General features: G+C 69.7%; 20 protein-coding genes. 11 read left to right on the forward strand and 9 right to left on the reverse strand.

All coding sequences use genetic code 11. From position 1 onward, the window contains the following. Positions 1–708 (forward strand): copper amine oxidase N-terminal domain-containing protein (locus VM221_03290; protein ID HUT73846.1); only part of this gene is annotated, 708 nt, incomplete at its 5' end. Positions 709–927: 219 nt separating this feature from the next. Here the strand turns inward: VM221_03290 and VM221_03295 are convergent. Beyond that, complete coding sequence (locus VM221_03295) at positions 928–2190, reverse strand: type II secretion system F family protein (protein ID HUT73847.1); 1263 nt, start codon at positions 2188–2190, stop codon at positions 928–930. Beyond that, positions 2187–3740 (reverse strand): apolipoprotein N-acyltransferase, encoded by a 1554-nt coding sequence (gene lnt, locus VM221_03300; GenBank protein HUT73848.1) that lies wholly within the window; start codon positions 3738–3740, stop codon positions 2187–2189. The genes VM221_03295 and lnt overlap by 4 nt, the downstream gene beginning before the upstream one ends. A 103-nt stretch (positions 3741–3843) precedes the next feature. Between lnt and VM221_03305 the strand changes: the two genes are divergently transcribed. Continuing rightward, complete coding sequence (locus VM221_03305; protein HUT73849.1) at positions 3844–4503, forward strand: hypothetical protein; 660 nt, start codon at positions 3844–3846, stop codon at positions 4501–4503. 282 nt (positions 4504–4785) lie between these two features. Here VM221_03305 and VM221_03310 read toward each other — a convergent pair whose 3' ends face one another. Continuing rightward, positions 4786–4983 carry a cold shock domain-containing protein gene (locus VM221_03310; GenBank protein HUT73850.1) on the reverse strand — a complete coding sequence of 66 codons (198 nt, stop codon included), beginning with the start codon at positions 4981–4983 and terminating at the stop codon, positions 4786–4788. Between the two features lie 321 nt (positions 4984–5304). Between VM221_03310 and VM221_03315 the strand changes: the two genes are divergently transcribed. Both VM221_03315 and VM221_03320 read left to right on the forward strand, forming a co-directional pair. After that, positions 5305–6237: a 1-phosphofructokinase family hexose kinase gene (locus VM221_03315; GenBank protein ID HUT73851.1), complete on the forward strand. Its 933-nt coding sequence runs from the start codon at positions 5305–5307 to the stop codon at positions 6235–6237. A 709-nt stretch (positions 6238–6946) separates the two neighbouring features. Further along, positions 6947–7348 (forward strand): hypothetical protein, encoded by a 402-nt coding sequence (locus VM221_03320; GenBank protein ID HUT73852.1) that lies wholly within the window; start codon positions 6947–6949, stop codon positions 7346–7348. Between the two features lie 60 nt (positions 7349–7408). Here the strand turns inward: VM221_03320 and VM221_03325 are convergent, their stop codons facing one another. Continuing rightward, the gene (locus tag VM221_03325; GenBank protein HUT73853.1) at positions 7409–8215 is read right to left on the reverse strand and encodes a sugar phosphate isomerase/epimerase family protein; all 807 of its coding nucleotides are present in this window, start codon (positions 8213–8215) and stop codon (positions 7409–7411) included. After that, positions 8212–9417 carry a galactokinase gene (locus VM221_03330; protein HUT73854.1) on the reverse strand — a complete coding sequence of 402 codons (1206 nt, stop codon included), beginning with the start codon at positions 9415–9417 and terminating at the stop codon, positions 8212–8214. Before VM221_03330 ends, VM221_03325 begins: the two co-directional genes overlap by 4 nt. 246 nt (positions 9418–9663) lie before the next feature. Between VM221_03330 and VM221_03335 the strand changes: the two genes are divergently transcribed. Further along, the gene (locus VM221_03335; protein ID HUT73855.1) at positions 9664–11943 is read left to right on the forward strand and encodes a HEAT repeat domain-containing protein; all 2280 of its coding nucleotides are present in this window, start codon (positions 9664–9666) and stop codon (positions 11941–11943) included. Then, entirely contained in the window at positions 11936–13393 is a 1458-nt protein-coding gene (locus VM221_03340) for an HD-GYP domain-containing protein (protein HUT73856.1), read from the forward strand. Before VM221_03335 ends, VM221_03340 begins: the two co-directional genes overlap by 8 nt. 69 nt (positions 13394–13462) lie before the next feature. Here VM221_03340 and VM221_03345 read toward each other — a convergent pair whose 3' ends face one another. Beyond that, positions 13463–13591 (reverse strand): hypothetical protein, encoded by a 129-nt coding sequence (locus tag VM221_03345; protein ID HUT73857.1) that lies wholly within the window; start codon positions 13589–13591, stop codon positions 13463–13465. A gap of 351 nt (positions 13592–13942) precedes the next feature. Between VM221_03345 and VM221_03350 the strand changes: the two genes are divergently transcribed. Next, positions 13943–15931, forward strand: coding sequence for a HAMP domain-containing sensor histidine kinase (locus tag VM221_03350; protein HUT73858.1), 1989 nt, complete (start codon positions 13943–13945; stop codon positions 15929–15931). 63 nt (positions 15932–15994) lie between these two features. On the opposite strand, the gene VM221_03355 is transcribed toward VM221_03350, so the two are convergent. Then, a complete protein-coding gene (locus VM221_03355; protein ID HUT73859.1) occupies positions 15995–17944 on the reverse strand; it encodes a TonB-dependent receptor in 1950 nt (649 codons plus the stop codon). A gap of 371 nt (positions 17945–18315) precedes the next feature. Here VM221_03355 and VM221_03360 point away from each other — a divergent pair, with 371 nt between their 5' ends. The 4 genes from VM221_03360 to VM221_03375 all read left to right on the forward strand — a co-directional run bounded on the left by VM221_03360 (position 18316) and on the right by VM221_03375 (position 23140). Beyond that, complete coding sequence (locus tag VM221_03360) at positions 18316–21135, forward strand: UPF0182 family protein (protein HUT73860.1); 2820 nt, start codon at positions 18316–18318, stop codon at positions 21133–21135. A gap of 51 nt (positions 21136–21186) precedes the next feature. After that, a complete protein-coding gene (locus tag VM221_03365; GenBank protein HUT73861.1) occupies positions 21187–21909 on the forward strand; it encodes an HAD family hydrolase in 723 nt (240 codons plus the stop codon). A gap of 117 nt (positions 21910–22026) precedes the next feature. Beyond that, positions 22027–22695 carry a hydrogenase nickel incorporation protein HypB gene (gene hypB, locus VM221_03370; GenBank protein HUT73862.1) on the forward strand — a complete coding sequence of 223 codons (669 nt, stop codon included), beginning with the start codon at positions 22027–22029 and terminating at the stop codon, positions 22693–22695. Between the two features lie 46 nt (positions 22696–22741). Next, a complete protein-coding gene (locus VM221_03375; GenBank protein ID HUT73863.1) occupies positions 22742–23140 on the forward strand; it encodes a hydrogenase/urease maturation nickel metallochaperone HypA in 399 nt (132 codons plus the stop codon). A gap of 29 nt (positions 23141–23169) precedes the next feature. Here VM221_03375 and VM221_03380 read toward each other — a convergent pair whose 3' ends face one another. Together VM221_03380 and menA are read right to left on the reverse strand one after the other, a co-directional pair. Further along, positions 23170–23727, reverse strand: a complete 558-nt coding sequence (locus VM221_03380) for a flavin reductase family protein (protein HUT73864.1) — start codon at positions 23725–23727, stop codon at positions 23170–23172. Between the two features lie 100 nt (positions 23728–23827). Next, positions 23828–24745 carry a 1,4-dihydroxy-2-naphthoate octaprenyltransferase gene (menA, locus tag VM221_03385; GenBank protein ID HUT73865.1) on the reverse strand — a complete coding sequence of 306 codons (918 nt, stop codon included), beginning with the start codon at positions 24743–24745 and terminating at the stop codon, positions 23828–23830. Positions 24746–24981: the final 236 nt, after the last annotated feature.

Below are 24981 nucleotides of genomic sequence, written 5' to 3' on the forward strand. Positions count from 1 at the left end.
GGCTACGGGCCGCCGCCGTGGGCGCACGGGCCCGGGCGCCCGACGGGCTACGCCTACTACCCCGGCATCTACGCGCCGGCGCCGTTCGTGTACTACGGCACGACCTACATTCCGTTGCGCGACGCCTCCGACGTCATCGGGGCCGCGCTGCTGTGGGACAGCCTGCGCAACCGCGCGGTCATCACCTACAACGGCCGCGAGTTCGCGCTGATCGTCGGCAGCCCCTACGCCTATTACGGCGGGCAGATGATCGCGCTGCCGGCGCCGCCGGTGGTGGTCGGCGGCTATGTCTATGTCCCCCGGGATTTCTTCGACCGGCACCTTAAGGTCCCCGTCGAGCGCGACGGCGGCGTGCTCAAGCTCAAGGGCAAGACCGGCTGGCACGAGTTCAACGTCGCCGCGGCGCCGCCGGGGTACGTCTATGGCGCGCCGGAGCGCGAGCGTGAGCGAGACCGCGAGCAGGCACGGCCGGGCGTCGGCCTGCCCACCCAGCGCGGCCCCGAGCCCGCCCGCAGCCAGGGCTCGTGGATGCAGCAGCGGGACGCGGAGAACCGGTCGCCGGCCGCCAAGTCCAGCCCCGCCAAGCAATCCGGCGCCAAGCAGTCCGCCGGGAAGTCCAAGCAGCCCCAATCCAAGCAGGGCGGCAAGCAGGGGAAGCAGGGCGGCGGCTGGTTCAAGGCCAAGGACCAGGCCGACAAGGACGATTAGCCCGGATTATTCGTGCTCCCGGTGGCGAAGGTCCCTAAGCCCCGACACGGTCGGAGCCGGGATGGCGGCCCTGCGGGCCTAGCCATTTCCAACCTGCGAAACCATGCTCCGAGCGTTGATGCTGCACCCTACGGGGGCGAGAGCGATCTCGCCCCCGCGCTTTTCCCCGGTGCAGCGGCGATTACCCTTGCCCGCGCGGGTGCGGCACCCCGGCGCAAGCTACGGCACGTCGAAGAGCTGTTTCAGGGGCTCGTAGAATCGCAGATTGAAATAGACGTTCGCGAGGGTGTACCACAGCAGCACCACCAGCGATCCGACCACCGCGTAGGCCAACAACTGCAGCATGTGCGGCAGGTACTTCGCGGAGCGCTCGACTTGCCGCCGATAGTCACCGGCGATATGGCCGAGCATCGCCGGCAGCTTGCCCGCCGCCTCGCCGATGGCGAGCTGGTCCGTCGTCTCGCGCGATAGCACGCGCTGGCGGGCGAGGACGTCCACCAGGCCGCGGCCGAGGTCGAGATTACCGGCATCGCGCAGCAGGTCGCGCGAGAGGACGAGGTTTCCGGTTGCCTCTGCCGCGGTACGGTAAGCGTCGGTGATGGGAACGCCGGCGTTGAGCAGCAGGGACAGGGAGCCCAGGAAGCGCGCCATCCCTGCGCGACGGTGGGCGCCGCCGACGAGCGGCAGCGACAGGGATAGGCGGTGTCGCACCGCCGCCAGAGAACGCCTGCTGGCGGAGGCGATCCACAGCCCCCACCCGCCCCCCAGGCCGAGCGCGATGGGCAGCGACACCGTCAGCAGGCCGTGGCGGTAACCCGCCCAGATCTGCGCCAGCGTCCACGCGCGGGGCTCCGCGCCGCCCAGCATTTGCGCCACGGGCGCGACCGCCAGCGCCACCACCGTCAGCGCCCACACCGGCAGCAGGGCGAGGCCCACCGCCTTGCGCAGCCGGAACTCGGATTCGCAGTCGGCGGCGATCTGATCCAGCGCCTCCGGCAGCGCCCCCCCCAGCTCCCCCGCCCGCACCAGCCCCGCCTGGTAGGCCAGGAATAGATGCGGATGGCCGCCCATGGCATCGCTGAGCTTACCACCCCCTGTCACGTGCTGGGCGAGGGCGCGCACCGCCGCCCGCGCGCTCGGGTGTACCCGCCGCCCCAGGCCCATCAACGACTGCCCCAGCGGCATGCCCGAGTTCACCAAGGCGTGGAGCTGGCGGAAGAATTGCATCGCGCGGCGCACCTGCCCGCCGGTGGCGTAAGAGGGCGGCAGTGGCGACTCCGTGAGGGCTGACGGCGCCCGACCCGCGGCAACCGGCTGCGCCTGGGGCAGGCCCGAGCGCTCCCTGATCACCGCCGCGAAGCGGTCGCCGGGGGCGCTTGCCGCGCCGGACGGCGACGCCTTGGCAGCCAGCGGCGCGCCACAGGCACAGCACGTCTCCCGGCGCACGCTGTTGTCGGCGCCGCAGTTCGGGCATCTCGTCATCCGCGCCATGGCCCCCTCCCGCGCCGCCGGCGGGCGAGGCGAATCACCAGCGCCGCCGCCACCCACAGCGCGGCCGCCGCCGCGCAGGAGACGGAGAACGCGGGACCGATTCTCCGGTAAACGGTGTCCGCCCGGCGCGCACGTATCTGCGACACCAGGAGGCCGCGCTTCATCAAGCCCAGCGACCCCGTCACGCGCCCGGACGGGGCGATGAACGCCGATACCCCCGTGGAGGCGGCGCGCACGACCGGCAGCCCCTGCTCGATGGCGCGGAACCTGCCGATCTGCAGGTGCTGCGCCGCCGCCGCCGTGCGCAGGAACCAGGCGTCATTGGTGATGATGATGAGCGCATCCGCCCCCATCCGCGCCTCGCGCCGCGCGATGTCGGGAAAGACCGACTCGAAGCAGATCATGGGCGCGAAGGCGAACCCGCCGGCCCCCAGCAGGTGATGGCTCGCGCCGGGGGCGATGTCGTAGTCGCGCACGCGGTAGTAGCGCAGCAGGGGCAGCCAGTCGCGCCCCGGGACGTACTCGCCGAAGGGCACCAGGTGCACCTTGTCATAGCGGCCGGCGATCTCGCCGCGGGGTGATACCGCGAACGCCGAGTTGTACTGGAGCGGTCGCGCGCGCTCCCTCGTCAGCTCGTAGCTCGGCCCGCCCACTACCAGCCAGACCCGCAGCTCCCGCGCGAGGGCAGTCACGGCCTGCCGCAGCGCACTCTCGTATTGCAGATACCCCGGCACCGCGCTCTCGGGCCAGACGATGACGGTCGCCCCGCGCGCGGCCGCCTGACGGGTCAACCGGGCGTAGGCGGCCAGCTCGGAGCGCTGCTCCTCGACCGTCAGCGGGGAGTTCAACGCCTCCACCGTCAGCCAGGTCTTGACGCTCGCCTGGGCGAGCGCGACGCGCAGCGGAGGGCGCGCATCGGGAGCCGTCGGCACCGCCGCCTCGCGGGCATGGACCAGGCCCAGGGCGACCGCGGCCGCCGTGAGCGCAATCGCACCCGCCAGGGGCGCCAACCGGCGACCGCCCGCGCGCCTCGCCGCGATGACGTGGGCCAGCGCCGCATTGACGACCACCACGACAAACGATATCGCGGGCACGCCGCCGAAGGCGGCGAGCTGCGCCAGCGCCGAGAACGGCGCCTGGGAGTGGCCGACTTGGCCCCACGGCATGCCGAACCGCCCCTGGCCGCGCGCGAATTCCCACGTCACCCAGGCGATCCCCACCGCCGGCACCCGCCACGGCGAGCGCGGCGCGGCGATGCGCGCGACCACCGCCGTCAGGGGGAACGCGAGCCCCTCGATCAGGGCCAGCAGCGCCCACGGCAGGTAGCCGAAGATGGCGATCCAGTACATCAGGGCGCCAAAGAACGAGAAGCCGGCGAGCAAGCTGCCGATGACCGCCACCGGCCGACTCGCCGTGAAGGCCACGGTCAGCCACGGCACCAGCGCGACCCACGCCAACGGCCACAGGCCGGCGCGAGGATGGGCCAAGGCCAGCAGCAGCCCGGAGGCAAGGCACAGGGCCATCTGTGCGGTAGTGCGCATGGGTGGGCGTCCGCGGATGAAGGTTTCGCCTCGCGACGCCCCGGCGCCTGCACCCGCGGGCTTGGCAGCGGAGCGCCTGGCCGGTATAATGGCACCGCCTGCCATGAGACGCCTGCTTGCTTTCGTTTGCCTGCTGCCGTGCGTGCTCGGCGTCGGCTGCGCCCGCATGCCGTCCACCGTCAGCGGCGCCCCCGTGCCCAGCCGTCAGCTCATCGTCCGCTTCACCCTGGCGTCGCCGGTCAACCCCGCCTACCATTACTTCATCGCCATTGACACCAACGGCAACCCCAACGACGGCCCCGTGCCCATCGTCGCCAACCCCTCCGCCCCCATCCCCGCGACCGGGGTGCCGCTCATCATCTCCGACGCCGCGGTGCCGCCCGCTTTCTACGTGCAGTACCACCAGGGCGCCTTCTTCCAGTACCGCGACCTGGCCTTCACCGGCCCGCCCTACCAGGCGGGGATCACCCAGGACGAACTGACCATCGCCGTCATCATTGACCTCGACCAGGTCACCACCACCGCCGCCCACCTCGAACTGAACATCATCACCGCCGACCGCCTGCTGCCCCCCGATGCCCAGTTCATCGAGCTCAACTACGACGGCCTCGGCCCCACCGCCAACAGCTACCTGATCCTCCCGCTGGAGGTGAGCGGGGTTTACACCAACGCCGACGCCGTCGTCCCCGAGGGCGCGGGCGACGCGAGCCTGCCGGCGCTCGACATCACCGACTGGAGCGTCGAAGTGCGACTTACCCCCTGAGCCCGGTGCGTTGGAATTCGCCGGACGCCCGCGAATGACGGCGCGCCAAACACGGCGCACGACTGCGGCGTTGGCGTGGATTTCGTGCCCTGCGCGAGAGGCGGTGGACGATGCGGCACAGGCTAAGAGCCTGTGCCCTGGGCGGTGCACCCGGCCCACAGCGGAGCTGAGCACCTCGCGGGCAATCAGCGGCTGCCCCCTGCAACTTGGGAATCGCTGACGGCGCAAAGCCCCGGCGCAGTGCCCCGGGGCTTTGCCTCGCGCCAGCGTGACGATGGACGATTAGAGCGGGCGTACCTTGAGCGCCTTCAGGCCCTTCTCCCCCTGGCCGATCTCGATCTCGACTTCCTGCCCCTCTTGTAGGGAGCGGAAGCCGTCGGCTTCGATCGCGCTGTGGTGGACGAAGACATCGCCGTCAGCCGTTTCAACGAAGCCGTAACCCTTGGCATCATTGAACCACTTGACCTTACCCGTGGCCATCGCTGGCCTCCTTTCCGACAGCTTGAACCACAAGCCGGAAGCCAGCCTGGCTGACTAACTCTGCCTGCATTCAACTGCCCTCACTACGGTGGCTTCCAGGCCACCGCGCGAAATGTAGCAGATTCTATGCCATTTGTAAAGACCCACAAGCGCTTGCTCCGGAAATCTACTACGGGGAATGATTTCGCTTGAAACGGGTCGCCCCCGGCCCCTTGCCGGGGAGAGCATCAACCGGTGCGGGCCGACGCCGGCGAGGACTTGCCCTGAGCGTGGTCGAAGGAGTCATCCGCCTTCCTGCGAATGGCATCATCGGGGCTCGTCATGATCTTGACGGTTACGCTCAATCCGTGCGTGGACAAGACAATCGCCCTCGACACCCTCGCCCTCGGCGCCTTCAACCACGCGGCCGCGGCCCACGACGTCGCCGGCGGCAAGGCCACCAATGTGGCACGCATGGCCAAACACCTGGGGGCGCCCGTGAGATCGCTGGTCATGCTCGGCGGGGAATCGGGCCGTCTCGTCGAGCGACTGATTCGAGACCGCGACGGCATCGAGCCCATCGTCGTGCGCACCCAGGCGCCCACGCGCAATATCGTCACCGTCCGTGAACGCGACCGCAAGCGCGCCACCGCCTACGTCGAGCCCAGCCCCGAGATCACCCCCGCCGAGGCCGAGGAGCTGATGGCGCGTTATGCCGACGCGCTGGCGGGGACGCGCATCGTGTGCTTCGGCGGCAGCGCCCCGCATCCCATACTCGACGACGCCTATGCCCGCATGATCCGGCTCGCCCGCGAGCGCGGCCTGTGCACCATCCTCGACAGCCGCGGCGAGGCCTTGCGCCGGGGCGTGCGCGCGATTCCGTTCATGGTCAAGCCCAATGTGATCGAGAGCGAGGGCCTGCTGGGGCGCCCGCTGGCGGATGACGAGGCCCGCTGGCAGGCGGTGGCATGGTATCGGCAGGCGGGCATCGAGTTGGTGGTGGTGACCATGGGCCAATCAGGCGCGCTGATTGACTGGGCGGGGCGGCGTTGGCGAGCGCGGCCGCCGCTGATCGAGGAAGTCAATCCGGTGGGATCGGGGGACTGCGTGGTGGCGGGGTTCGCCTGCGGGATCCTGTGGGGGTGGGACCCCGAGCGCACCCTGCGCCTCGCTCTTGCCGCCGGGGCCGCCAACGCCGCCGTGTGGGATGCCGCCAGCCCCGCGCGCGCCGACGTCGAGGCGCTCATGCCGGGAGTGGCGCTGGCCGCAGTCTAGTGCCTGCGTCAATCACGTCTTGACTGATCGCCCAAACCGTGTTGGTCGCTCTCCGGGAAACCGCCAATGAACGCGGACCAACGCCGATGAAGGAAGCGGAATGCCTCGACCGCCGAAAGCAGCCCGTAGGAGCAAGGCATGCCTTGCCCCTACAAGTCGGCGTCAGTCGGCGTGTGTCGGCGGCTTCATCTGCTACTCAGATCAAAGTTGACACGGCACTGGTCCGCCCAGGCTTATTGAGATGTAACATGCGCAGGAGTTACCAACTCAAGAGTCTCCGGGGGGTCTTGACTCATGACTTCCGGTCTTCGTTGGGTATGAGCCGCCCTCCTGCCGCCTCAAGGCTATGGCGCAATCGCTCAGTGGCGGGAGTCACGTCTGTCATCGGCCCCATTCTGACCGCTTGTGGCCTCAATACTCCCGGCCAGACGACGTGAAACCGTGGATATGGCACAGGCGCCCTCGCCTGTGAATAGGCGCCGCCGACGCGGCGCCCACACACCCGATGGCGGGTGTGCCACCTGGGCTTGCTCACACCAACGCTCCGGGTTCACACCCGTAGCGGCCGGGGCGCTGGCAATCAAGGGCGCGCATGGGGTATACTTGCGATAGCAGGTGATCAATACCGGCTGGATGAAAGAGCGTGGGGGAATACCGCGCTTGTCCCATCGCACCGTTGACCAGGCAGCTGGCAACCAGGAGAGAGCAAATGGCCGACGTACCGCTGTGCGAGCATCGCCGCGTCGAGCTGGGGCGGCTCTACTGCGACGCCGCCACCAGACGAGGGGAGCGCGCCACGAGCGAGACCTTCAACCGCACGTGCCAGGAATGCCGGGTGGCGACCATCCGCGCCGCCCATCCGTGCGTTCATCTCGACATCGGCATTGAGTTGACCGAGCATCGCGATCGCTCGACCCTCGATGCCTATCATCTCGCCTGCCGCGTGACGAAGATTGACGTCGAGACCGCGGAGGGCTGTACGCCGGAATGCCCTCACTTCGAGGCGATGGAGGAGGAGCGGCGCCTCTCGTACGACGCCGCGGCCAACATGCGGGAGATAGCGGCGGAGACGGATGCTGCGCGCCGCGCCGGCCGCCGGCTGGACCTGTGACCGCGGCGAGGTCCGCAGTTTGCGGCGGGTCCGTTGTCGCCCCGCGTCAGGCCCGAGCGCCTACTCGCTTCCTACGGCCAGGCGCTCGTAGCGCCGCATCTGCTCGGCGTAGCGCCTGAGGATGGTTTCCGGGCTGCCCGCGTCATTCCAGATTTCCGCGGACACGTACCCGTCGAAATGCAGTCGCGCCAGCGCCCGCACATACTCGGCGATGGGCAGCCATCCGTCGCCGGGGACGAGCGCCTTGCCGTCATCGGCGCTGTCATGGAAGTGCACGTGCGCAATCTTGCGGTCCAGCCAGCGCAGCGTCTCCGCCAGGTCCTCGCCGGCGCGGTAGGGGTGCATGACGTCCCAGTTGGCCCTGATGTGGTCGTGGTCGGCCGCTCGCAGCACGCGCCCGACGCTGCTGCCGCGGCTGAAGTCATCGTGGGTCTCCAGGCACATGATGACGCCGCACTGGGCGGCGAAGTCGGCCGCCGCCAGCAGGTCCTGCGCGACGATCGCGATGGCGCTCTCGAGGTTGAGCCCCTCCGGCCGCGCGCCGCCGAATACGCGCAGGCGTGTCGCCCCGACGTCGCGCGCCAGCTCCAGGTGGCGCCGCAGCGACTCCACGTTGTCCGTGCGCTGCGCCCGGTCGGTGGCGGCGAAGCGGCACGACGTCGCCACGCAGCTCACCGCCAGCCCCGCGTCGCGCACCATCTGCCCCGCCCGGCGGCGCTCCTCCGGCGACGCGCTCAGCTCGATGCCGTGGGCATGATCCGCCGTCACCCGCGGCTCGAAGCCGTCGCAGGCGTGATCCTTCGCCCCCCGGATGATCTGCGCCAGCGTCCACTGCGGACACGCGAACGTCATGAAGCTCAGTTTCACTCTTCTCCCCAGTCGCGGCCGCGGGCCAGGCGCCGCTGGACGATGACTTCGCTCGCGCCCGCGGCGGGGGCGGTGGCGAATAGCATCGGCTCGTTTCCCGTTTGCTGGTGATAGCGCGGCACCAATTCCTCCCGCATCAGCGCCACCGACTCGGTCCGCGCAAGCGTCACCGTGCACCCCCCGAACCCCGCGCCGGTGAGGCGCGAGCCGTACACCCCGGGCGTCGCCAGCGCCAGTTCAACCAGCAGGTCCAGCTCCGGGCAGCTCACCTCGTAGTCATCGCGCAGGCTGTGATGGGAGGCCACCATCAGGCGCCCGAACGCCTCCAGGTTCTCGTCCTCGAGCGCCTGCGCGGCCTGCAGGGTGCGTTCGTTCTCGCTCACCACGTGGCGGACGCGACGCAGCTCCACCGGCGACAAGCGGTATGCGTGGTGCTTGAGGTCGGCGAGCGTCACATCGCGCAGGGCGCGAATGCCGCGGCCCGCCTGCGCCAGCTTGGCCGCCGCTTCCTCGCACTGGCGGCGGCGCTCGCCATAGGCCGAATCCACCAGCTGGCGCCGCACGCCGGAGTCAATGACCACCACTTCGGCGCCGCGCACCGGCACCTGTTCGAACTCCAGGGAGCGGCAATCGAGCAGCAGCGCGTGCCCGGCGCGCCCGAGGGCGGCGATGAACTGGTCCATGATGCCGCAGGGCATGCCCACGAACTCGTTCTCGGCGCGCTGGCACAGGCGAGCCAGAAGCGGGCGCTCAATCCGTAGGTGAAAGAGGGAGGTCAGCGCGATTGCGGTCGCCAGTTCGAGCGCGGCCGAAGAGCTAAGGCCGGCCCCGGACGGCACGGTGCTGCGCACGGCGATGCGCGCGCCGCCGAGGTCGTGCCCCGCCTCCCGCAGCGCCCACGCCACGCCCGCGACGTAGTTCGCCCACGCTTCGTCTGCGCTGGGCTCGAGCTGCCGCAAGTCGAAGGAAGCCCGGCGGCCGTAATCGGCCGAGGATACCTGCAGGGTCGCATCCGCTGCCGGCGCGGCGGCCAGCAGCACCTCGCGCTCGATGGCGGTGGGCAGCACGAAGCCGTCGTTGTAGTCGGTGTGCTCGCCAATGAGGTTGACCCGGCCGGGCGCCCGGAACAGCCGCGCCGGCGGGGTCGCGAAGGCGCGCTCGAAGTCCTCGCGCAGCAATGCTGCCAACCGCTGTGTTTCCATGGCGGACTCCGGAGTCATGGTTTCGGCCCCGGAGCCGCGGCCTCCTTTCGGTGCGAGGGGACAGTTCCCCGCGGCCCAGGGCAGCGGCTAGGGCTTGGGCGGGAAGGAACTGTCCCCTTCCGGTAAGAGAGCAAGCGATAATCCGCAGGCCGAGGGGGCGGGGGCAATCTCATATCGTACTGGCGCTGTGGAATAAGCCCAAGGAATCGCCACCAAACCCAATCCGCGGCGAGAAACGCGACGACGTTGCAACCGGAACCCGCCGACAACGCGGCGCACAGCGACCTGGTCGTGCGCGCACTGGATGAACTTGTGCGCGCCGCGCACCAGTGGTCCCTCTACGGGCCGGAGCACCCGGTGGCGAAGCAGGCATGCGATACCGCCGCCGAGGCGTTCCTCGCGCTGATCTCCGAGCGATCCCACTTCACCCTGACGGTGGTCGAGTCGGGCCTGCTCGCGGAGGGGCAGCAGTTGCCTGACCACGCTTCTCTGCGCCAGCTTCACCAGGCCCTGCACGCGCGACAGGTAGCCGCCCTGACCATACATCCCGCGCTGACGTGGGACGAGATCGCCGTGCTGATCGGGGTGCTGGGCACGAGCGCCCCCGATCTGGCCGAACGCGGCGGCGCCCGCCGCGCCCTGCAGGAGGCGGGCTGCCAGCACCTGGAGATCGCCGAGGTTGATTACACGCGTTTCGTGCCGACCTCGCAGGCGCAGTGGCTGTCGGCGTTCGCCGGGGCGCAGGTCAATGTCCACAGCACGGTGGAGGGGCTGGTCGGCGCCTGCCTGGAGCTGGCGGGCGAGCGCCTGCACATCGCCCAGGCGGGATCGGCCTGCGAACGCGGCCTGCCGATGCCGTTCCCGGTGCCGGTGGCGCCCGGCGCCGCGGAGGTGGACGAGATTCCGCTGCAGGCGGAGATCGCCGCCCTGGGGGAAGTGGCGCTGGACGACTACGTCGCGGTCGGCTTGGCATGGCTGGTGCAGGCGAGCGGGGAGGCGATGGTGGAATGCCAGCCCCGGGAACGCAGGCAATGGCGCGAGGCCGTTGGCGAGCGTTTCGCCAAGCTCGATCCGGCGCTGCAAGCCCGCATCTTCCGCGCGCCGCGCCAGGCCGGCAGCCGCGGCCCCGACCTGCTCGCCGCCATCATCGCCGACCGCTCCCCGGACGAGATCGCCGACCTCATCCTCGCGCGCCCCGCCGCGGTAGTGGGCGAACCGTCGGCTTCGCTCGAGCGCATCCTCCGGCGCACCCTGACCGATGAGCGCAAGCTGCTGGCGGTGGAGCCCCTGCTGCGCCAGCGGCTGATGGCGCGCGGCATGAGCCAGGACAGCTTCCGCAACGTGGTCGGCCTGCTGCTCGACCAGATCGCCGCCGACACGGCGATGCGCGTGGGCGGCGCGGTCGGGCGCTTGGGCGACTTCGATGCCGGGTCCCTGCCCGCCGGCGGCACCGTGGACGACTGGCCGGAGCTGCTGCGCACCCTCGACGCGGACGCGGTCGCGGCATCGCGCGTCCGCGTGCTGCTGACGATGCTGCCTTACGAGCACGACGCCGCGCGCTACCTCGATCTCGCCGGACATCTGGAAGCGTGCGCCGTTGAGCGCGCCGCGGCCGGCGACCGGGGCGCGGTGATGGAGGTGGTGTCCGCCCTGGCGCGCGAGGTGGACGAAGGCAAGCCTACCCGCGCGCCCATCGCCGTCAGCGCCCTGCAGCGGCTGGCGACCGAGCAGGTGGCGCAAGGCCTGCGCGAGACGCTGGCCGAGGTGACTGCGGAGCGCCGCCCCGAGCTGTTGGAGATCGCCGCCAAGATGGGCAATGAGTGCGCCGAGGTCCTGCTGGAGGAGGCGCAGAGAGCGGAGGATCCGAAGCTGCGCTCGCTGGCGCTGCGCCTGCTAGCCGACGCCGGCGAGCGAGGGGCCGCGCACGTGCGCCACCTGCTGGCACAGGCGCCGCCCGACCAGGTCATGTCCGCCGCCGGCGCCATGATCGAGGGTCGCCACGAGCGCTTCATCAGCCACCTGGCGGCGGGGCTCGGACACCGCCAGCCTCTGGTTCGACTGCGCGTGGCGGAGTGGTTGAGGCGGGTGCCCGGGCTGGCCGCCGAGCAGATCCTGATCCGGGCGCTGTACGACGACGATCCCGGAGTGCAGGCGCAAGCGGCGGAGAGTCTCGGCGAGATCGGGGCGAGGGGGGCGGTTCACGCTTTGGCGCTGGTCGCGCTCAAGGGGCAGCTCCACGGGCGCAGATTCGAGGTACGCAAAGCGGCGGTGCGGGCGCTGGGCCGCATCGGGTGTCCGGAAGCGGTGCCGGCGCTGACGGAGATCATGCGCAAGCACGGCTTGCTGTTTCGCGAGCGCGTCGAGGAGCTCTGCGCCCTGGCGGCGGCCGCGCTCGCCCAGATCCCCGGCCCCGAGGCGCAGCAGGCCCTCGCCGACTGCGCGACGCCGGGGGCGGCGGCGAACGCGCGCCGCGCCGAGTGCGCGGCAACCGGGCCTGCCACCGCCGACGGAGACCGCCATGGCTGATGCCCAGACCATGACCGCCGCCGCGCCCACCATGCGCACGCTCATCCAGGAGCTGGTGAGCGCCCTCACCCGCGCGATGAGGAACATCACCTTCTACCCGCCAGAGCATCCGATGGTGGCGGAGATGATGGCGGCGGCGGCGCGCGCAGTGGAGCGCGTCGTCGCCCACGGGGAATGCCTGATCAAGTTCATCAACGGCGAAGTCGTGGTTGATGATCGGCCGTTGTTCGACGCGACCAGTTCGGTCGGCAGCTTCGTGGGCGCGTGCCACAACCGAGAGATCGAGAGCATCGCCTTCGTGCCGGGGGTCAAGGCGAGCGAAACGGGGGAGCTGATCAGACTGCTGGCGGCCGACCCCCAGGAGGTGCGAGAGCAGGGGGGAGCGTCCGCCGTGCTCGGGCGGCGCGGGGTGACGCATATCGCGGTGGACACCCTGCAGACGCTGACGCAGGGGGCGCGCCGGGAGCAGTCGCTGTCGCCGGTGCGTGAGACCTATGCCGGCGCGCTCGACGTCATGCGCAGCGCGGTGCGGCGCGCGCGGATCGGCCGGCCCCTCAACGTCGAGGGGGCGGAGTGCGCGGTGGATCGGCTGGTGGACGGCATCCTGCGCGAGCAATCAGCGATGCTGGGGCTGGTGTCGGTCAAGAACTATGACGAATACACCTTCACCCATGCCCTGCACATCTGCATCCTGTGCCTGGGATTGGGGCGCGCCATCGGCCTCGGCCCCGAGCGTCTGCGCGAGCTTGGGGTCTCGGCCCTGCTGCATGACGTGGGGAAGGTGTTCGTGCCGCTGGAGATCCTGCGCAAGCCCGACAAGCTCACCCCGGATGAGTTCAAGACGATCGCGCGTCACCCGATTGACGGTGCCCTCATCCTCTTCGGCCAGGAGCGAGCACCGGCGGTAGCGCCGGTGGTGGCCTTCGAGCACCACCTGTGCTGCGACGGCACCGGTTACCCGCAGATCGCGGAGCGGCGCGCAGGGGCACGGCACGCTGTGCCCCTGCACCTCTACAGCCTCATGGTCGCCATCGCCGATGTGTTCGACGCGCTCACCACCGAGCGCCCCTACCGCCCCCCGCTGACGCCGGAGCGGGCGCTGGAGATGATGCAGGAGTCCGAGCGGGAGCAGTTCGAGCCGCGCCTGCTGGGGCGCTTCACGGAGATGCTGGGGAAGTATCCGGCGGGCACCCTGGTGCGCCTGAGCAGCGGGGCGCTGGCGATCGTAGCGCGCCCCAACCCCGCAGACGCAGCCCGCCCCCTGGTCCACGTCATCATCGAGGACGGCCTGCGCCGCAGCCTCATGCCCGGCGAGGTTGACCTGGGGCAGCGCGACCCCCGCTCCGGAGTGCCGCGGCTGGAGATCGTGGAGGTGCTCGACCCCGCGCTCGCGGGCGTCGAGGTCTCGGAACTGCTGGGCGCGCTGACCCCGTCCCCGGCGCCGGGATAGGTCGCCATCCGGCACGCGGCGCAGCCTCCCGCCGGCTCCGCAGCCTCCCCCGTCCCTACGCCCTGCTTATCAGGCGCCTTCCGTGGCCTCGCCCAGGCGCTGCAGGTCGCGCCGGTAACCGCGGTTCAGCAACTCGTCAATGCCCGGCGACGAGTCCTGGGGAGCGGCCCCGAAACAGTTATGGCACTTTATCTTCACCGAGCGCTCCAGATAGCGAGGAAGCTCGACTATCCGGGCGCCGCAGTTTGCGCATCGCACCTTGGTTGGACCTCCAGCTCTGTGTGGATTAGTATTCCACATAGGCATACCAGTATTTAGCATTTTCCCCCGTTAGGTAAACCTTTTCTTGCGTGCCCCAGGCCCCAGGCGAACCAGTTATCTTGTGGCTAGGTCGCAAGCGACCGCCACGGCGGCCAAGGGCCTAGCCGCTGCCCGCGCGCCGGAAAGGGGGGCGCGAGCAAGAGGTCGAATCAGACCTAACTTGGGGTCAAGGCTGGTACTGTGCTCGCGCTGCGGACCACCGATAGTGCGCCACGCGCCGGAACGCGGATGTGGACGATTCGGGCGAAGTTGGCGGTCATCATGGTGCTGGCGTTGGCGCCGCCGATGGCGGTGCTTTCGCTCGTCACCACCAGTCTTATGCGTCGCACCTTCGAGCGGCAGGCGGCGGCCACCCTCGACTACGTCACCACCCAGAATGCGCTCGCCATCAACCGCGACCTCTCCAACCTGAGGACGCTGATGGCGCAGCACACCGAGCGCCTGCAGCAAGCGGTCGCCGCCGCCGTCGCCCAGGGCGAGGTGGGGGAGCTTATCGCCCAGGGGCGCTACCCCGAGGCCGGCGCCCGCCTGAGGTCCGCCTTGGCCCCCTCTGGCGCGAGCATGATCACGGTCGTGGATCGCCGGGGCAGCACCGTCGCTCGCGCCACCGGCCCGGCGGCGTACGGTGACAGCGTGCTGTGGAATCGAGAGCGCGGGACCGGAGCCCAGGTCACCAACCTGCGCCCGCTGGTGGCGGCCGCGCTCGGCGGGATCCCCAAGCATGGCATGGCCGTCCTCGCCCCCTCCGCCCTGCGCGTGGAGAAGGTGACGCCCGGCGCCGCCGTTCCCGGCCTCACCGCCGCCGGCAGCCGTCTTAGCGACCAGGCGGCGATCCCGCTCGCGACCGGCGCCGGGCGCGAGCAGCGCGGCCTGGCGATGGTCGCGGTGGTGCCGGTGCCGGACCGGCGGGGGACGGTCCGCGGCGCCGCCATCGCCGCCCGCGTCCTCAATCGCGACCCCGAGCTCGCGCGCGCCTATCGCCGTGAAACCGGGCGCTGGATGGTGGTATGCCTGGGCGGGGTGGTGATCGCCGGGGATCTGCCCGCCGCGCGCGAGGAGGTCATCGGGCAGGCGCTGGCCGAGCCTTTCACCGCTCCCATCTTGCGCCAGGGCAAGCAGCGTTGGACCGCGGGGCTCGCATCCACCGGCGTCAACCTCGACGCCGCCGCGGGCGCGCTGCGCGACCTCAACGGCGCGGTAGTTGGTCTGCTGGTGGTCGCCTCGCCGGTGACCGAACTGCAACGCGTGGTGAACAGCATGGAGGCCGACGCCGCGCGCCTGGAGAGCCGCAGCCTGTTCATTCTGCTGCTGTGGCTGGGCGTCGCGGCGGTGGTCGCGCTGGTATCGGCGATGCTGGCGGCGCGCGGCTTCATCCGCCCCATTCGCCAGTTGCAGGACGGGGTGCGCAGGATCGGCGACGGGGACTTCTCTTACCGCCTGCGCGTGCGCAGCGGCGACGAGCTGGAGCAGCTCGCCGGCGACTTCAACCAGATGGCGGAGCAACTCGCGCGCGCGCGCGACCAGGAGCGCCTGGCCCTCATCGGGCGCATGGCGAGCGGCATCGCCCACGACATCCAGAACACCCTCACCGCCATCCGCGGCTCGGTGCCGCTGCTGGCCGAGCACGATTTGCCCCCCGAGCAGCGCGAGGAGTTCGCCGCCATGCTCGTCGAGTCGGTGCAGCGCATCGCCGACATGGCGCGCGACCTGCTCGAATTCGCCCGCGGCGAACAGGCCCAGCTGGAGCTGCGCGTGATGAGCGTGGATGACTACCTGGCGGGGCTGCGCCCTCAGCTCGAGCGCGACTTCCGCGAGTCCGGCGTCGGCATCAGCTTCCGCCTCGACTGCCCCCACCCCGTGCGCATTGACCCCGGGCGCATGAACCGCGTCATCTTCAACCTCGCCGCCAACGCCCGCGACGCCATGGGCGCCGGCGGCGTCTGCGCCGTCTCCAGTCGCTGTGAGCGAGGATACGCCGAGATCCGCTGCTCCGACACCGGCCCCGGCATCCCCGCGGAGATGGAGGGGAAGCTGTTCCGGCCGTTCGCCAGTCACGGCAAGAGCTACGGCACCGGGCTCGGCCTCGCCATCTGCAAGCAGATCGTAGAGGCCCACGGCGGCACCATCGAGGCCCATTCGGAGACGGGCAAGGGTGCGACCTTCATCATTCGCCTGCCCCTTGCCGGGCCGGCAACGGAAACGCCGGGGCGGTCATAGGCACCGACTCCGGCGTGGATTCGCCGTCCGCGCGAACCACGGACTTCGCACCCCGGGCCCCGCTCAGAACTCCCGCCTGACGCTGCCCATGATGCGGCGGCCGATGATGTCGCCTTGGCCGTACTCCTGGTGTTGGACGTTGGCCAGATTGAAGAACGAGACACCCCACTCGACATCCCCAAACCGTTTCCCCAGGTAGCCGTTGACCAGAACGTAGGGTCCTGCGCCGCCAGCGACCTGGTCGCGGTAGGCTGCCAGCAGGCTGCCGGTGAGGCCGCGCTCGGGGTCGGACAGGTTGAAACCCAGATTGGCCTTGTGGCGCGGCGTGAGATCGACGAGATCGTCGCGGACGGCCTGGTCGCCGGACAGGGACTGATAGGTGTAGTTGGCGAATGCCGACAGCGCAGGCGAGAGCGCATGCCGCACCTCCATCTCCACCCCCGCCGAACGCGCCTGACCCACGTTCTCAAATCTCGATTGCGGCGGGAAAACCAGGATGGGCGACGCCAAGATGACGTTGTCAAGCCGACTGTAGTAAAGACAAATGCTGCCGGTAGTCCTGGGCGACAAGCGCGTGCGGTACTCGAGGTCATAGGCAGTAATCCCCTCGCAGTTCAGATCTGTGTTGCCCCACATGCCCGTGGGCGGCAGCGATGGCAACTCGACGAACATTGCGAAGTACGATTCGACGAAGTTGGGGCTGCGAAACGCCGTGGCGGCCGAGAACCGCAGCGTGTGTTCCGGGGTGAAGGAATGCATCACCGTCGCCCGACCGGAGAGCCGCGCGCCAGCGAGCGGATGGTCGTCCCAGCGCGCGTTCAGCACCAGCCGGGTCCTCTCTGACGCCTGGTAATCATCCTGAAGGTAAGCGGCGGGAAGACGCTGATGGTGCGGGCCGTCGAACAGCAACCCGCCCGCTTGCCCAAGTTGCGTGGCGCGATAGCTGGCGCCCCACAGCGCGCGGTGACGGCCGATCACATCGGACTTGAGCGCTTCGAGATCGTAGAGATCGGTGTAGATGACGCACGGTGCGAAGCCAAACCGGGTAACCTGGAAACGCGCCCCGTTCCAGTAGGCGCGCATGCTCAGGTTGTCGCCCTGGTAAGACAAGGAGGCGAAGCCAGTTGACTCGTCCCAAAGCATTTGCCCCATCGAGTAGGGGCTGATGAGCGCAACAGCGCCGTCGTTCCTGCCCATGGACAGTCGCCAGCGGGCACCCCAATCCGCCGCCGCGCTGACCTTGGTCACCGTACCCGAATCGCGATCGGCGACCTCGCCCTGGCGCACGGCTTCCGAGCTGGCGGGCCACTGCCCCTCCTGCTCGTGCGCGATAATGACCTTATAGTGCGAGCGTTCGTTCGCGCTCTTCCAGCCATAGATCGCGTTGGCGCGCAACGCGCCGCGGGTTCCGTAGTCGGCAGTTGCGGTGGCGCCCTGTGCCTCCGCCGGCGAGCGGGTGATGATGTTAATCACGCCCACAGTCGCGTTGGCGCCCCATAGCGATGACAGGGGCCCGCGGATGATCTCGATGCGCTCGATGTCCTCCAGCACCACCGGCAGTCCATACCAGTTGACGTTGGCGTAGAAGTCGTTATAGACCGTGCGCCCGTCCACCAGCACCAAGACCTTGTTCGCGACCGGCTGATCGAAGCCGCGAATGCCGACCTCCCAGCTCCCGCCGGTGGTTTGCATCACCTCCACCCCCGGCGCCATGCGCAGGATATCGGGGATGCTGATGGCGCCGGAGTTCAGTATCTGCTCGCGGGTGATGACGGTGACGCTCGCCGGGGCGTCGGTGACGCGCTCCTCCATGCGCGAGGCGGTCACCACCACCGGGATGTCCTGGAACAGCAGCAGCTCCGGCGCCTGGGCTACCTCGGCCGCCGGTGGCTCCTGCGCTGCCGGCTCGACGGCGGCAGCCGCTTCCGAGTCGGCGCGGCACGGCGCCGCCGCCAGCGCGATGAGCGCGCCCACCAGGGCGCATGCTGCTGCGATGTGACTTAGTGCGCGCATCGCTTGGGCACCTCCACCCCCTGGCGGCTCATGGATCGGCGCCGGCCGCTGGTGACGGCGGCGCGCGGCCCGGTGACTGGGGATATCTCGTCTGCGTCGGCGAGCACTCGCACCGGCGTTCGCCGAGGCCGAGACCATATTCCATGACTTTGGCCGACGTTACTATCTTGCATGCGGCCCGCGGTGTTCGGAACTCGCAGCCGTGTGCGCGTTTGCATACAACCACCGGGCGATCGCGGCGGCTCGCTGCACCGGTCCCTGCACGGCGCGCAAGGCAGGACTGTTGACCGCTGCTGCAGAAACCACCAGGCAATGGGGCCGATCGCAGCGCACACGGTAGGCTTCGGCGCCCGACGCAGGAGGTAAGCTACGTGAAACGCCGGTTCACCATCTGGGCCGTGATCGGCGGCGCGCTGGTCGCGCTGTGGGTCTTCTCGTCCTTGCTGCCCAACCTCTACCTGGACTGGCTGTGGTTCGGGGAGGTCAAGTACCGGCAGGTGTTCTGGGGCATCCTGCTGACCAAGCTCAACCTGGGGCTGATCTTCGGGGTCGCCTTCTTCGTGCTGGTGATGGCCAACGCATGGCTGGCGCGGCGCCTGGCCCCGGCCACCGCATGGTACGAGGCGGAGAGCCGCTTCCGGCGCCAGGCGGCGGAGCTGTTCGAGCACTACGTCAGCCGCTACCTGCTGCTGGCGCTGGGCGCGTTCGTGGCCGTCGTCGCCTACGGGGTGGGCGCGGGCGCCGCGCAGCAGTGGGAGAAGTTCCTGTGGTATCGGCACGGCGTCCCCTTCAACCTCGCCGACCCCATCTTCAGCAACGACGTCAGCTTCTACGTCTTCAAGCTGCCCTTCCTGCAGTACGTCTGGCAGTGGCTCTACCTGACGCTGTTCGCGGTGCTGATCGTCGCCGCCGCGGTGCACTACCTGGACAAGGCGATCCGGGTGCTGGGCGGGGTGCCGGCGTTCGCGCCCCATGTCAAGGGCCACCTGTCAATCATCATCGGCCTCATCCTGCTGGCCAAGGCGGTGGGCTACCAGTTCGACGCGTGGAACTTGCTCTACTCGCCGCGGGGGGTGACCTTCGGCGTCAGCTACACCGACTTCCACGCGCAGCTTCCCGCCCTCCACATCCTGACCTGGATCGCGGTGGCGTGCGCGGCGGCGGTGATCGCCAACATCTATTTCCGGGGGCTGTGGCTGCCGCTCGGCGCCATCGGCCTGCTCGTCACCTCGTCGCTGCTGATCAACGTCATCTACCCGGCGGCGATTCAGCGCTTCCAGGTGCAGCCCAACGAGTTCGGCAAGGAGCGCCCTTACATCGCCCACACCATCGAGTTCACGCGCCGCGCCTACGGGCTCGACCGCATCCAGGTGCGCGACGTGGGGCAATTACAGCGCCTGAGCGCGCAGGAGTTGGCGGCGGCGCCGGGGGTAGTGCAGAACATCCGGCTGTGGGACTGGAAGCCGCTACTGCAGACTTACCAGAAGCTGCAGGGGCTGCGCCCCTACTATGAGTTCCGGGACGTTGACATAGACCGCTACATCATGAACGGGGACTACCGTCAGGTGATGCTGTCGGCGCGCGAGTTGGTGCCCTCCGAGGTGCCGGAGCAGACGTGGCAGAACCTGCACCTGTCCTACACCCACGGCTACGGGGCGGTGCTGTCACCGGTCAACCGGGTGAGCCCGGAGGGGCTGCCGACGATGCTGGTGCGCGACCTGCCGATGCTGTCGGAGGTGCCGGAGATCCAGGTGCGTCGGCCGCAGCTCTACTTCAGCGAAGGCGACCTTGACTACAGCATCGTCAACACCACCGCCGAAGAGGTGGATTACCCCGATCCCGCCTCCCCCCGCACCATTACCACCAAATACACGGGGAAGGCGGGCATTGCGCTTGCGGGCAGCATGGCGCGCACCGCCGCCGCCCTGCGCTACGGCCAGATCAACATCCTCGTCTCCGGCACGGTCGGCGCCCGGAGCAAGCTCCTCATCAATCGCGAGGTCAAGCAACGCGCCCGCCGCATCGCGCCGTTCCTGGAATACGACAACGACCCCTACCTCGTGATCGGCGACGACGGCCGGTTCGTTTGGATCCACGATGCCTACACCATCAGCTCCCGCTACCCCTATTCCGAGCCCGCCCCCGGCGGGGTGCCGATCAATTATATCCGCAACTCGGTGAAAGTCGTCACCGACGCCTACGACGGCACCGTCTCCTTCTATGTCTCGGACCCGCGGGATCCCATCATCCGCACCTACGCCGCCGCCTTCCCGGGGGCTTTCCGCCCGCTGGCGGACATGCCGCGCGACCTGCGCCGCCACCTGCGCTGGCCGGAGGGGCTGTTCCTGCTGCAGTCCCAAATGTACCAGACCTACCACATTACCGACCCCCACGTCTTCTACACCAAGGAGGACAAGTGGGAGATCGCACACGAGTCGGAGCAGAAGGGCACCGCGACTGAGACGGGTGCGGGCGGCGGCGATTCCCTCATCCCGCCCTACTACATCGTCACCCGTTTGCCCGATGAGGACAACACTGAGTTCATCCTCATGCGCCCCTACACGCCGGCGCGCAAGCCCAACATGATCGCCTGGCTGTGCGCCCGCGCTGACGCACCCCACTACGGCGAGCTCGTGGTCTTTCGCTTCTCCCGCGAGGAGACCATCTTCGGCCCCAGCCTGGTGGACAACCGCATCGAGCAGGATACCGAGATCAGCGCCGCCCTCACCCTGTGGCGCGGACGCGGCTCCGACGTCATCCGCGGCAACCTGCTGGTCATCCCGATCGGCGAGTCACTGCTCTATGTCGAGCCCCTGTTCCTGAGCGCCCAGAACGGCGGAGTGCCGGAACTCAAGCGGGTGATCGTCGCCGTCGGCCAGGTCGAGGGCGACGCCATCGTCGTCATGCGCCCGACCCTGGAGGAGGCGCTCGAGGCCGCCCTGGGAGGGGCAGTGGCGATACCGGCGGAAGGCGCCGCGCCGCGGCCGCCGACGCCCACTGCGGCGGGGGCGCCGGAGGCGCCCGCCCCGCGGCCGGCGGTGTCGAAGGCGCAGCGGGAACTCATCGAGTCCGCGCTCCAGCACTATAACACGGCGCAATCGCGCCTGCACGGCGGCGATTGGGCCGCCTACGGACAGGAGCTGGCGGCGATGGAACGCGACCTGCGGCGGCTGCAGGAGATGCAGCACTGAGGACACCGCAGGCAGCGCCGCGGCACGTCGGGGGGCGACCGGAGGCGAGCGATGATCAAAGTCATCTTCTTCGATCTCAGTGATACCCTGTGCGATTACGCGGCGGCGGCGGCGGCGGCCCTCGACAGCGCGTGCGAGTACACGGTCAACCACACCGACGCCGTCACCGCCGGCGGCCTGCGCGAGGCCTACCTGCGCGAGCTGCAACACGCGGAAGAGGAGGCCGACCGCTGGAGCGCCAGCCGGCTGCGAGAGGGCGAGGTGGAGGCCGCGCATCGCCTGTGGGAGCGCGCGCTGGAGAACTGCGGCGTCGTCAACCCTATCCTCGCGCAGGCGGTGGCCTGCCACTACGAGCTGGCGCGCATGCGCGCGCTCCAGTTGCTGCCGGATGCGCTGCCGACGCTGCACGCGCTGCGCGAGCGGGTGCGCGTGGGCGTCGTCGCCGAGGGGCGCGCCGGCATCGTCAAGGAGGAACTGACGCTGCTCGGCTTGCGCCAACTGGTGTCAGCGGTCATCATCGAGGGGGAGGTCGGCTACTCCAAGCGCGACCCCCAGCTCTTTCTGCATGCAGTGCGCGAGGCGGGGTGTGAGCCCGCCCAGGCGGCGCACGTCGGCGACTCCCTGGCCGGCGATGTCGCGCCCGCTCACCAGGCGGGCCTGGTCACGGTGTGGGTCAACCGCGCCGATGAGAGCCCGCAGCCGGACCTCCCGACCCCCGACTACACCGTCCCTGATCTCTCGGCCGTGCCGCAGCTGCTCCTGGGCGAGGCGTGAGCCCGGGAGCAGCGCCGCCGCGGCTGCGCACCGCATGAGCGACAAGGAAGCGCGCCCCCGGCGATGGAAGCTAAGAAAGCAGCGCGCCCACCAGTGGGCGCCGGAGGGAGGTGCCGGTTGAAGATCATCACGCCCGGCGACGGCGAGACTTTCGATATCGAGCTGGAGGAGCACCTGCTGGAGCAGAACCGCGAGCTGGCGGCGGCCAACCGCCGCCGCCTGGACGAGCGCGGCGTGCGCGCCTTCGACGTCATGGGCGCCATCGGCTCCGGTAAGACTACGCTCATCGGGCGCCTGGTCGAGCATCTGCGCGGCCACCGGGTGGGGGTGCTGGCGGGCGACCTGACGACGACCATTGACGCCGATCGCCTGGCGCGCAGCGGCGCGCGCGCGGTGGTGCAGATCAACACCGGCCGGGAGTGCCACCTCGACGCCAACCTCGTGGCCAAGGGGCTGGAGGAGCTGCTCGCGCACGACCTCGACCTCGTCTTCATCGAAAACGTGGGCAACCTGATCTGCCCCGCCGAGTTCCCCTTGGGCGCGCACGGGCGAATGGTGGTGGTCTCCGTCACCGAGGGGCCGTACACGCTGCGCAAGCACCCGCACATCTTCGCCGAGGCGCAGGCGGCGGTCATCAACAAGTGCGACCTGGCCGAGGTCGTGAACGCCGACCTCGAGCAACTGCGGCGCGACGCGCTCGCCGCCAACCCCGCGCTCGCGGTCATCTTCACCGACGCCCTGGGCGGGGAGGGGGTGGAGCAGGTCGCCGCCGCCCTCGGCCTGTAGGGGCGCGGCCCGCCCCCGGCGGGCAAACACGCCGTGCCCGTGAGCCATGCACGAGCTATCGCTAGCCGCCCAGATCCGACGGACCGTGCTCAAGGCCGCCGCCGCGCACGCGGTGGACCAGGTGATCGAGGTTGACATCGAGATCGGAGAGCTGAGCCTGTTCAACCCCGACCAGGTGGGGTTCTGGCTGCGCCAGCTTTTCCGCGACACCGTCGCCGACGGCGCCGACGTCAGGGTGGCCGCTACTCCCACCCATATCAAGTGCGGCGCGTGCGGCTACGCGGGCGGGGTGGAGCTGCCCACCGATCCCGAGTTTCACATCTTCGTGCCCGCGGTCAGGTGCCCGGCCTGCGACTCGTCCGACATCACCGTCGAGCGCGGGCGTGAAGTCATCATCAAGAACCTGCGCGTGCACAAGGCGGCCCCGGAGGTGGGAACCGCTTAGGCCCGGCGGAGGCGGTCGCCGGGCGCGTGCTACTTGCGCGAGAACCCATACGCGCCGACGATGCCGCCCACGGCGCAGTACGCGCCATTGACGTACGCCAGCGGCTTGAGCCTCTCCAGCGCCAACCCGCCCGCCTTGTCCAGCACTTCCTCATCGGCGTGGACGCACACGATCTCGCCCAGGAACAGGTCGTGCGACCCCAGGCTCAGCGTCTGGCGCACCCTGCATTCGAGGTTGACGGGGAACTCCTTCACCAGCGGCGCCTTGACGTGTGCCGCCGGCTCGGGGGTGAGTCCGGCGGCCGCGAACTTGTCCCCATCGCGCCCCGACACGGTGCCGCACACGTCAACCGCTTGTACCTGGTCCGCCCGCGGGAGGTTGACGACGAACTCCTGGGCCTCCTTGATCAGCGCGTGCGAGTAACGCCCCGGCCGCACCGCGATGCTCAGCATCGGCGGCTCGGAGCAGACCGTGCCCACCCAGGCCAGGGTGATCAGGTTCGGCCTCCCCTGCGCGTCCACGCACGACACGACGACCGCGGGCACGGGGTAGAGCTCGGTGGCGGCGTTGCGCTGCACTTTGGTCATCTTGATTCTCTCCTTGGATCGGGTCCGCCGGTCGCGGCGGTGTTCGACCGACGGCGATGGGCTTCCTGTGCGGCCGGTTGCCATGCAGCCGCCCGAGCGCCTACCGCGCCGCCCCCAGAAGGTAGCCGATGGCGAGCAGCAGCGTGGTCAGGGCGTGGGTGGCGATGGTGAGCCCGCTGGCGGGAGGCAGGCGCTTGGGCTGGTCGTGGTACTGCAGGTTGACCATCGAAGCGCCGGCAGCCAGGGGCGCCGTGAGCAGAGCGATCAGGCACCATCCCGGCGCCAGGCCGAAGGCGATCGCCGCCAAGATGCTGGCGTAGGTGGCGGCATAGATCAGCGACACCCCATAACGCGCGCGGCGCGTCCCCAGCCGCACCACCCAGTTGCGTTTCCCCGCCTGACCGTCGGACGGCGCGTCGGGGAATTGGTTGACGAACAACACCTGCAATATCAGCAGCGACACCGGCACCGACGCCGCCAGGCCCACCGCCGTGATGTGCCGCACCTGGACGTATTCCGCCCCCGCCACCATCAGCGCGCCGAAGCTGAGCGCCACCGCTGGCTCGCCCCAGCCGCGGTAGCTCAGCTTGACCGGCGGCGCGGTGTAGAAGAACGCCATGATCGAGCCCGCCGCCCCCAGCGCCAGGATCGGCCACCCGCGCAGCACCGTCAGCGCGATGCCGATGGCCGCGCCCGCGCCCAGGCAGGTCATGCCGGCGATGATGGTCGCGCGCGGGGTCATCAGCCCCTGCTGGATCATGCGGCTGCCGCCGTAGAGGGGGGTGAAGTAGTTGACGTTGAGCTCGTCGGCGCCGGTGAGGTGATCGTAGTAGTCGTTGGTGATGTTGGCGCCGGCGTGGAGGAGCACCGCGCCGATCGCCGTCAGCGCGAACAGCCCGCCGTGGAACTGCCCCGAATGCCACCACGCGGCGGCGGCGCCCAGGCCCACCGGCAGCGCCGCGGCGGTGAAAAATGGGGCGCGGCTGACCCCCGCCCAGAAGGCAATTCTCGCTTTCATGGCTGTCACTCCCCCCGCCTCCGCCAAGGCTGCGCCGCGCAAGCCCGCCGCCTGCCGGACGCGCAGCCGAGATAGGCGAACGCAATCGCCCACCCACCCCAACGGGTCAGCTTCGTGACCCCGGCCCCGTTCTCCTCCCACAGGCCGTATCATCAGCCCGACCAGGGAGCCAACGCCCCGCGTTCGGAAGCACGAGCCTGTCATGGGGTATGACCGTTTCTCGTTGGGATGGCTGG

This window comes from Armatimonadota bacterium, assembly GCA_035527535.1.
Classification (GTDB): domain Bacteria; phylum Armatimonadota; class Hebobacteria.

Bases quoted from the DNA above. Each gene is read 5' to 3' on its own strand.
- VM221_03295 (HUT73847.1), bottom strand. From the start codon at position 2,190: ATGACGAGATGCCCGAACTGCGGCGCCGACAACAGCGTGCGCCGGGAG.
- lnt (HUT73848.1), bottom strand. From the start codon at position 3,740: ATGCGCACTACCGCACAGATGGCCCTGTGCCTTGCCTCCGGGCTGCTG.
- VM221_03305 (HUT73849.1), top strand. From the start codon at position 3,844: ATGAGACGCCTGCTTGCTTTCGTTTGCCTGCTGCCGTGCGTGCTCGGC.
- VM221_03310 (HUT73850.1), bottom strand. From the start codon at position 4,983: ATGGCCACGGGTAAGGTCAAGTGGTTCAATGATGCCAAGGGTTACGGC.
- VM221_03315 (HUT73851.1), top strand. From the start codon at position 5,305: ATGATCTTGACGGTTACGCTCAATCCGTGCGTGGACAAGACAATCGCC.
- VM221_03320 (HUT73852.1), top strand. From the start codon at position 6,947: ATGGCCGACGTACCGCTGTGCGAGCATCGCCGCGTCGAGCTGGGGCGG.
- VM221_03330 (HUT73854.1), bottom strand. From the start codon at position 9,417: ATGGAAACACAGCGGTTGGCAGCATTGCTGCGCGAGGACTTCGAGCGC.
- VM221_03340 (HUT73856.1), top strand. From the start codon at position 11,936: ATGGCTGATGCCCAGACCATGACCGCCGCCGCGCCCACCATGCGCACG.
- VM221_03350 (HUT73858.1), top strand. From the start codon at position 13,943: ATGTGGACGATTCGGGCGAAGTTGGCGGTCATCATGGTGCTGGCGTTG.
- VM221_03355 (HUT73859.1), bottom strand. From the start codon at position 17,944: ATGCGCGCACTAAGTCACATCGCAGCAGCATGCGCCCTGGTGGGCGCG.
- VM221_03365 (HUT73861.1), top strand. From the start codon at position 21,187: ATGATCAAAGTCATCTTCTTCGATCTCAGTGATACCCTGTGCGATTAC.
- VM221_03375 (HUT73863.1), top strand. From the start codon at position 22,742: ATGCACGAGCTATCGCTAGCCGCCCAGATCCGACGGACCGTGCTCAAG.
- VM221_03380 (HUT73864.1), bottom strand. From the start codon at position 23,727: ATGACCAAAGTGCAGCGCAACGCCGCCACCGAGCTCTACCCCGTGCCC.
- menA (HUT73865.1), bottom strand. From the start codon at position 24,745: ATGAAAGCGAGAATTGCCTTCTGGGCGGGGGTCAGCCGCGCCCCATTT.